The organism is Halomonas sp. 3D7M, from assembly GCF_014897885.1.
GTDB lineage: Bacteria > Pseudomonadota > Gammaproteobacteria > Pseudomonadales > Halomonadaceae > Vreelandella.
Genome location: NZ_JABUZF010000250.1, coordinates 1 through 7695, shown reverse-complemented (window position 1 = coordinate 7695; position 7695 = coordinate 1). Strand labels below are relative to the sequence as shown.

7 protein-coding genes and 1 pseudogene (1 of these 8 only partly in view) are annotated in these 7695 nt (G+C 52.7%); 4 read left to right on the top strand and 4 right to left on the bottom strand.

The window, feature by feature from the left end:
- Positions 1-882: pseudogene (gene tkt, locus INT22_RS15175) on the top strand (transketolase); it begins 1326 nt to the left of the window's first position.
- Positions 883-955: 73 nt separating this feature from the next.
- Here the strand turns inward: tkt and INT22_RS15170 are convergent.
- From INT22_RS15170 to ybaK, 3 genes are all read right to left on the bottom strand, one after another.
- Positions 956-1813, bottom strand: a complete 858-nt coding sequence (locus INT22_RS15170) for a PA4780 family RIO1-like protein kinase (RefSeq protein ID WP_095603924.1) — start codon at positions 1811-1813, stop codon at positions 956-958.
- Between the two features lie 50 nt (positions 1814-1863).
- Positions 1864-3261 (bottom strand): ATP-dependent RNA helicase DbpA, encoded by a 1398-nt coding sequence (dbpA, locus tag INT22_RS15165; RefSeq protein ID WP_120386514.1) that lies wholly within the window; start codon positions 3259-3261, stop codon positions 1864-1866.
- Positions 3262-3427: 166 nt separating this feature from the next.
- The gene (gene ybaK / locus INT22_RS15160) at positions 3428-3904 is read right to left on the bottom strand and encodes a Cys-tRNA(Pro) deacylase (protein WP_193068509.1); all 477 of its coding nucleotides are present in this window, start codon (positions 3902-3904) and stop codon (positions 3428-3430) included.
- Positions 3905-4011: 107 nt separating this feature from the next.
- Here ybaK and INT22_RS15155 point away from each other — a divergent pair, with 107 nt between their 5' ends.
- Positions 4012-4200: a DUF3008 family protein gene (locus INT22_RS15155; protein ID WP_193068508.1), complete on the top strand. Its 189-nt coding sequence runs from the start codon at positions 4012-4014 to the stop codon at positions 4198-4200.
- Between the two features lie 66 nt (positions 4201-4266).
- Here INT22_RS15155 and INT22_RS15150 read toward each other — a convergent pair whose 3' ends face one another.
- On the bottom strand, positions 4267-5130 hold the full coding sequence (locus tag INT22_RS15150) for a cation diffusion facilitator family transporter (RefSeq protein ID WP_193068507.1): 864 nt from the start codon (positions 5128-5130) through the stop codon (positions 4267-4269).
- A 107-nt stretch (positions 5131-5237) separates the two neighbouring features.
- Here INT22_RS15150 and INT22_RS15145 point away from each other — a divergent pair, with 107 nt between their 5' ends.
- Both INT22_RS15145 and INT22_RS15140 read left to right on the top strand, forming a co-directional pair.
- Entirely contained in the window at positions 5238-6107 is an 870-nt protein-coding gene (locus tag INT22_RS15145; protein WP_038477383.1) for a LysR family transcriptional regulator, read from the top strand.
- 196 nt (positions 6108-6303) lie between these two features.
- A partial coding sequence (locus INT22_RS15140) for a PhoH family protein (protein ID WP_193068506.1) occupies positions 6304-7695 on the top strand: 1392 nt, incomplete at its 3' end.

The window sequence follows — 7695 nt, the reverse complement described above, 5'->3', positions numbered from 1 at the left end:
TTCATGGAATACATGCGTAACGCCGTGCGGATGGCCGCGCTGATGGGCCAACAAGCCATTTATGTATTTACCCATGACTCTATTGGTCTGGGCGAAGATGGTCCCACCCACCAGCCGATTGAGCAGCTGACCAGCCTGCGCACAACGCCTAACCTGAACACATGGCGCCCCTGTGATGCGGTTGAAACAGCGGCTTCCTGGGATGCAGCGGTGAAGCGCCATGCCGGCCCCACCGCGTTAGTGCTCTCGCGCCAGAACCTGCCTCACCAGCAGCGCACCAAGGCGCAACTAGCAGCCATTCAGCGTGGTGGTTACATTTTGAAAGACAGTGGCCGCGTTAGTGCTCTCGCGCCAGAACCTGCCTCATCAGCAACGCACCAAGGCGCAATTAGCGGCCATTCAGCGTGGTGGCTACATTTTGAAAGACAGTGACGGCACGCCCGAGCTGATTTTGATTGCCACTGGCTCTGAGGTATCGCTTGCCATGGACGCCGCAGCAGAACTAGAACAGCAAGGTAACGCAGTGCGCGTGGTTTCCATGCCGTCAACCTACTGCTTTAATGGCCAGGACGCGGAATATCGTGAAAGTGTACTGCCCAAGGCAGTCACCAAGCAGTGCGCGTGGTTTCCATGCCGTCAACCTACTGTTTTAATGGCCAAGACGCGGAATACCGTGAAAGTGTACTGCCCAAAGCAGTCACCAAACGGATTGCGATCGAAGCGGGCCATGCCGACTACTGGTACAAGTACGTTGGCCTGGATGGACGTGTTATCGGTATGACCACCTACGGTGAGTCTGCACCTGCGGGCGAACTGTTCAAACATTTCGGCTTTACGATCGAGAATATATTAAGCGAAGCAGAGGAAATACTAAGGAGCTAGTAAGAAAGCGTTAAACAACTTTCCAATCTAGGGCATGGCTAGCATTACAATAAAAGCCATGCCCTATTAAACATTAATCTTCGTCATCATCACCGCGCATACGCGCCTGACGATCAGCCTCTTCCTCAATGGCATCATCAATTACTTCCAATAACTCATCGACATTGGCTATGTGGCTATCAAGCTCAAAGTGGCCAGTCAGCTTGCTATCAGGGTGTAGCTTGCCTGCTTCATATAAAGCCCACATTTCTTTACCGTAGTGGGTAGTCAGTAGCTCGGGGGCGAAACGACCGAAGTAGGCACGCATATTATCAACATCGCGCTCTAGCATTGCCGCCGCGCTGTTGTTACCCGCCGCATCCACCGCCTGGGGCAAATCGATAATCACCGGCCCTTCTGCATCAACCAACACGTTGAATTCAGACAAGTCACCATGGATCAAACCTGCGCACAGCATTCGCACTACGTCTTGAATCACTTTGGCGTGATAGCGCAGCGCTTGCTCCTCGGTTAGGGTCACTTCGTCTAAACGTGGCGCTACGTTTCCCTCGGCATCGCTGATCATTTCCATGAGCAGTACGCCATCAACAAAACCATGTGGCTCAGGCACACGCACATCAGCGGCAGCAAGACGATATAGCGCATCGACTTCCGCATTCAGCCACGCCTGCTCCTGCTCTTTTTGACCGTAGCGAGTCTTTTTGGCCATGGCGCGCGAACGACGACTATTGCGCTCCTTGCGCCCTTCTTGGTATTGCACGGCCTGTTTAAAGCTACGCTGTTTAGCTTCTTTAAAGACCTTGGCACAACGTACTTCTTCACCGCAGCGCACGACATACACCTGCGCCTCTTTACCGCTCATTAACTGCACCAGCACCTCGTCGATCATTCCATCATCGACCAGGGGCTGTAATCGCTTAGGGATTTTCATGGTTAGCTGCGTCGGCTCCTCTTTACTATCTGTGCACAATCATTAATCGATCAATAGCGAATACGGCGGACGCGGAAAGCACGCCCTTTAAGCTTGTCACGTTCAAGTTTGGCCTGGGCTTTTTGAACAGCCCCATGCTCCACTGCCACATAGGCACTGCGGGCCAGCACTTTAATTTTGCCTACTTGATCACCACGCAGGCCACCTTCGCTGGTTAGCGCCCCTAGGATATCCCCCGGGCGCAGTTTGTCTTTCTTACCACCCGCCAACTGCAGTGTTGCCATAGGCGGTTCAAATGGCACTGAATGCTGGGGTTTGGGCAAGGGTTCGGTGGTAATCGGTTGTTCTAGCAAGCCTTCCAACCGCTCCAGCCGATAATGCTCCTTAGGTGTGACCAGCGTACAGGCAATGCCGCTAGCCCCTGCGCGCCCGGTTCGCCCTACTCGATGCACGTGGACATCAAGCTCACGGGCAATCTGATAATTAAACACCGCATCTAACTGAGCAATATCTAAACCGCGCGCAGCAACATCCGTTGCTACTAGAATAGACGCACTTTGGTTAGCAAACAGAATTAGGCGACGATCACGATCTTTCTGCTCTAAGTCGCCGTTGAGCGCCACGGCGCTAAAGCCGGCATCCACCAGTTGCTCAGCCACTGCCTGAGTTTCGCGTTTAGTGTTGCAGAACACCACGCTGGTCGCTGGCCGATAAACCAGTAGTAGCTGTTGAAGGGCCGCGAAACGCGCCTCTTCATTAGCAACGTCATAGAAGTGTTGATCAATAGTAGTGGCATCATGAACCTCGGCCACTTTGACCATCACTGGCTCACGCATAATGCCGCGGGTCATAGCAGTCAGGCCGCCTGAAGCCTGATCGTCTGGGAATGTCGCACTAAACAGCAGCGTTTGGCGATCAGCTGGGGTCTCATCAATGATCGCATCAATGGTGTCTTGAAAGCCCATATCGAGCATACGATCGGCTTCATCAAGTACCAAGGTAGTAAGCGACCCCAGTGTCAACGAGCCTTTGCGCAAATGCTCGTCGATACGTCCCGGCGTGCCCACGACAATATGCGCACCATGTTCCAAGGAGCCTAACTGCGGCCCAAACGGCGCTCCGCCGCATAGGGTAAGCACTTTAACGTTGGGCAACCCACGCGCCAAACGGCGTAGCTCTTCGGCCACCTGGTCGGCGAGCTCTCGGGTGGGGCACAGCACAAGGCCCTGTACAGCAAATGCTTCTACACGTAACTCAGCCAGCAGTGCCAAGCCAAAGGCAGCGGTTTTCCCCGACCCCGTTTTGGCCTGAGCCAACACATCACGCCCCGCCAACATCGGTGGCAGGCTTTGCGCCTGCACAGGCGTCATTGCGTGATAGCCAAGGGAATCTAAGTTGCTTAAAAGCGCAGGAGAGAGCGCCAGCGATGCAAAAGAAGTGTCAGACACAAAATTATCCTGAAGGGGCTATATTGCCCAGCAAACCTATAATGTGGAGCACCATACCAGAAAGCGCCAATCTATGCCTTGGCAAGGATAGGCGAACGGTACAACATGGGTGGTTGCTAGCCCTATAGATGAGTGGTTGCTAGTCCCATAAATAGTAGATCAGAGATTAGGAAAGAGTCGTTGCTAGCGCTGCAAAACGCCCCTGGCATAACGCTGCTAAGTCGTTCGGAGCAAGCTCAATCTCCAGCCCACGTCGCCCCGCACTTACATACAGTGTCGAAAATGTCTGCGCCGAATCGTCGATAAACGTAGGCAGACGCTTTTTCTGGCCCAGCGGGCTAACACCACCAAGCACATACCCCGTGGTCCGTTCCACGTCACCGGGCGCCGCCATTGACGCTTTTTTCGCCCCTGCCGCTTTAGCAATTTGCTTTAATCCCAGTTGGCTGGTGACCGGTACAATACCAACTGCCAACTGCTTACCATCCAGGATAACTACCAAGGTTTTAAACACTTGCTGAGCGGCAACACCCAGTTTTTCAGCTGCCTCCAGCCCGTAAGATTGCGCAGCAGCATCGTGTTGATACTCATGGATCTGAAACGCAATTCCCGCGTGTTTCGCGCTATTAATCGCCGGTGTCATGGAATTCTCTTAAGTTAACATCGTCAGCTCGTCTGGAAAGGACACTTCTCTCTGCTAAGCTTAATACCGTGATTGGTTTAAGGAAGTCAACTGACAGGAGTCGACCTATGAAAGCAACTTCCAAAGCACAGCAGAAAGCTGCGGGAGCGGCGCTTTCTGCCAAGCGTGGTGAAACAAAGCCTAGTGAACTTTATGATTCCTCTAAAGACATGTATGACTCAATGAGCAAAGAGGAACTTGAAGAGATGGCAAGCACCCAGCGCAAAGGTAAGCCTCAAAAGAGAGCAAACGACTAAACGCCTATCGGCAACGGCTCAGGTTGAGGCAGCGCTGTCACTGCTGCCTATTCTGCTGCTAATAAATTAAGTTACCAATGTAATGCTGGTCACTGCACGCAGATTACGCTGTTTGCAGTGCTGTTCTACACTTCCAACAATCTCCTCCGCATCATTGATTTGTTGCATATCCAGTTGAATATCAACCATTAAGAAGCTACCAACCTGAGCTAAACGCACGTCGTCATTGGCAATATCGAAGTCTGCCACCTCTTGTACTACGTCCTGGCGAACGCTACCCAACGGCTCGCCAAACATCAATTCGCGCAGCGCGCCACGCATCATGCGAATAGGCATCGGCAAGAAGTATCCGGCGATAATCAGCACCATCACAGGATCGGCAAAACGCGCCAGATGAGCCCAAGGGGTCAGCATTAACCCCCATGTGAGCGCAAAGCCCAGCATCACAGCGGCACTCAGCCATGTGTCCATTTGCCACTGACGCAGCTCGGCAGCTAGCAGTGATGAGCGCGCAATTCGGGCATAACGGCTCAACCACCACCAAGTCAGTAAACAGCCTGCCACATTCACCACGCCAAACATCAACGCAAGATCTAACGTTACCAGCCGCCCGCCTTGCGCAAGACTCCACACAGCAGACACCATTGAGAACAGGCACACTAACGCGATCACTACGCCTTTAAGCAGCACAGCCAACGGCTCTACGGTCAGCCGCCCAAAGGGGTAATGATTATCTGCCGGTTTGCGCGCCTGCTTTAACGCAAACAACGACAGCGACGCCAGCACTAAACTTAATAGCGAATAGCCACTATCGAATAAAATAGTAATTGATCCACTGGCAAGCCCGAGTGCAAGGCCGGTAAAGGCAAACAGGCTGGCAGAGACAGCAGAAAATCTGAGCGCACGGCGCTCGGCGACAAAGGGGGTCACGCGAAATACTCCAGTAAAGTGTGTTAAACCCAACGCATCATAGTGAGTACACTAACGTTTCACCAATCGCTCAGCGCCAACTTTCTTGGCTCTCAATGGAGTAACCCATGCGCGCAGAACAAGTGCAGGCGTTTATTGACGTTACTGAACATGGCTCCTTTGCGGCGGCCGCGCGACACACAGGGATAAAACGCAGCACGCTAAGCGCCACAGTTAATGCCTTGGAAGATAGTCTTGGGGTCGTGCTGTTCGAGCGTTCAGGCAATAGCCTACAGCTCACTGCGGTAGGTGAAAGCGTGCTGCCAGACTGCTACCGACTGCTGACAAGTGCCAGCCGAATCAAAAAACACTGCCAACAGCACCTGCAAGGCGTAGAAAGCCAGCTGTGCATTGCCAGGGATGATGCGTTGCCCGAAGCATTTTGGCGACAAGTCATGCACGATTTAAAGCAGCGCTATCCGCTTACGGCCATCTCGGTATATTTATTGCCTCCTCAAGAGCACCCACAGTTCGTCCTTCGCCAAACCGTTGATATCGCCTTTGGGTTGTATACCGCTGAAGGTGCCGACGTAAATGCCAGTAATCTTGCACCGGTGAGCATGTGCCTAGTAGCGGCAACGTCGCACCCGCTAAGCCGCTTGCCCAGCGTTACCCGCGATGATCTCGCCCAATATACCCAGGTGTGCTTAACCTATGAGCAGGGCGATAAGCTAGTCAGTGAGGCACTTTTTTCGACAAATTACCTCGGGCTGACCATGTTCGAGGTCATTCGCGATGCCGCTATCAATGGCACTGGCTGGGCACTACTACCCTACCCATTGGTGAAAGAAGCCATAGAAAGCCATCAGCTTTGCGCGTTAAATCATGATCTCGCCCTGGACAGCCACTATTATCGCTACGTAGAGGGTGAAAGCCTGGGCGTAGTCGCCACCGCGCTGCTAACGAAGGTGTCACGCTTTTTAGGCACTACCCGTTGATGCTTTGTAATAGCGTTGAAATAGAGCATTGGAAAAAATTGCTTATGCCTTCCACTCTATTAAGGAACTTGTAAAAAAGTGCTACATAAGGAGATCAAAAGGACACGCTAGAGAACCGGCACAGGTGAGTGTCATCTAAGCGTAAAGTGCATCTGCCAGTGTCGATGTTGCCGTCAACTAAGGAGTAGTTTCCACGATGGTACGACTCGATAAGAAAGCGACTAGGCTGTATGTCCTAGACACGAATGTCCTTATCCACGACCCCGCCGCGCTCTACCACTTTGATGAGCACGACGTCGTTATCCCCATGACTGTACTCGAGGAGCTAGATAAGCATAAAAACGGCATCAGAGAGATTGCCCGCACAGCGCGGCAAATTAGCCGCACGCTTTCCGACTTAACCAATCAGGTCACCTTCGACGAAATCCAGAAAGGCATTCCTATTCCCCGCATCAGTGGTGAATCGGGCCGCCTACATTTTTTGTGCTACAACGACCTTAAACCCTTCGACTCCCTTGATGACAACCCCGACAACCGCATTCTGGCGGAAACTTGCCGGTTGCGCGATGAGCGTCCGGATGCTTCCGTCATCCTGATCACTAAAGACATCAACCTGAGGGTAAAAGCTGCCGCGCTAAAAGTGCCAGTGGAAGATTACCTGAATGATCGCGCCTATTCTGACAGCGATGCCATGATTGAAGGCGCACAGGTTTACGCCACTGCCGGACAGGATGGTGCTTCGCTGTGGGAAGCGCTCAATGTCGAGGTCACCGTTGAACGTGTCGACCACCACACCTTTTATCAGCTAAGTGGCAACATGCCTCGCCATTGGCATGTCGGCATGCTGGTGTCCGATAGCGAAAATGGCGCTGAGTTTGAAGCCATTGTCCGTGAGCTTTCACCGTCATCTGCCCGACTACAGCTACTTACCAACTACCGTCACCATGCGGGCGTATGGGGCGTTCATGCTCACGACAGTCGCCAAAACTTCACCCTCAATTTGCTGATGGACCCGGACATTGATCTGGTCACCATTGCTGGTAATGCAGGCACCGGCAAAACCTTTATGACACTCGCTGCAGCGTTCCAGCAAACACTGGACGCCAAACTATTTGAGCGCATTGTGTTTACCCGTGCGCCAATACCCATGGGCGAAGATATCGGTTTTTTACCGGGCACCGAAGAGGAGAAAATGTCGCCGTGGATGGGTGCCTTCCACGACAATATGGACAACCTGTTGCGTAATGAAGAAGGGGAATCTAGCTGGGATAATGGTGCTACTCGGCAGTTAATTGGCTCTAGGGTACAGATTCGCGCACCGAGCTTTATGCGTGGGCGTACCTTAAACGATACGTTCTTGATTATTGACGAGGCGCAAAACTTCACCCCCAAACAACTGAAGTCACTGGTAACCCGAGCGGGTCGAAATACCAAAATTGTCTGTTTAGGCAACGTTGGCCAGATCGACACGCCCTACCTCACCGCCAACACCTGTGGCATGGCTGCGGTTGTCGAACGATTTAGGGATTGGCCCCATGCTGGACACATTACCCTGAAAAGCGTTGAACGTTCACGCTTGGCGCTGGCT

Excerpts from the sequence above, each read along its gene's own strand:
- INT22_RS15170 (WP_095603924.1), bottom strand. The coding sequence starts at position 1,813 with ATGAAAATCCCTAAGCGATTACAGCCCCTGGTCGATGATGGAATGATC.
- INT22_RS15145 (WP_038477383.1), top strand. The coding sequence starts at position 5,238 with ATGCGCGCAGAACAAGTGCAGGCGTTTATTGACGTTACTGAACATGGC.
- ybaK (WP_193068509.1), bottom strand. The coding sequence starts at position 3,904 with ATGACACCGGCGATTAATAGCGCGAAACACGCGGGAATTGCGTTTCAG.
- INT22_RS15155 (WP_193068508.1), top strand. The coding sequence starts at position 4,012 with ATGAAAGCAACTTCCAAAGCACAGCAGAAAGCTGCGGGAGCGGCGCTT.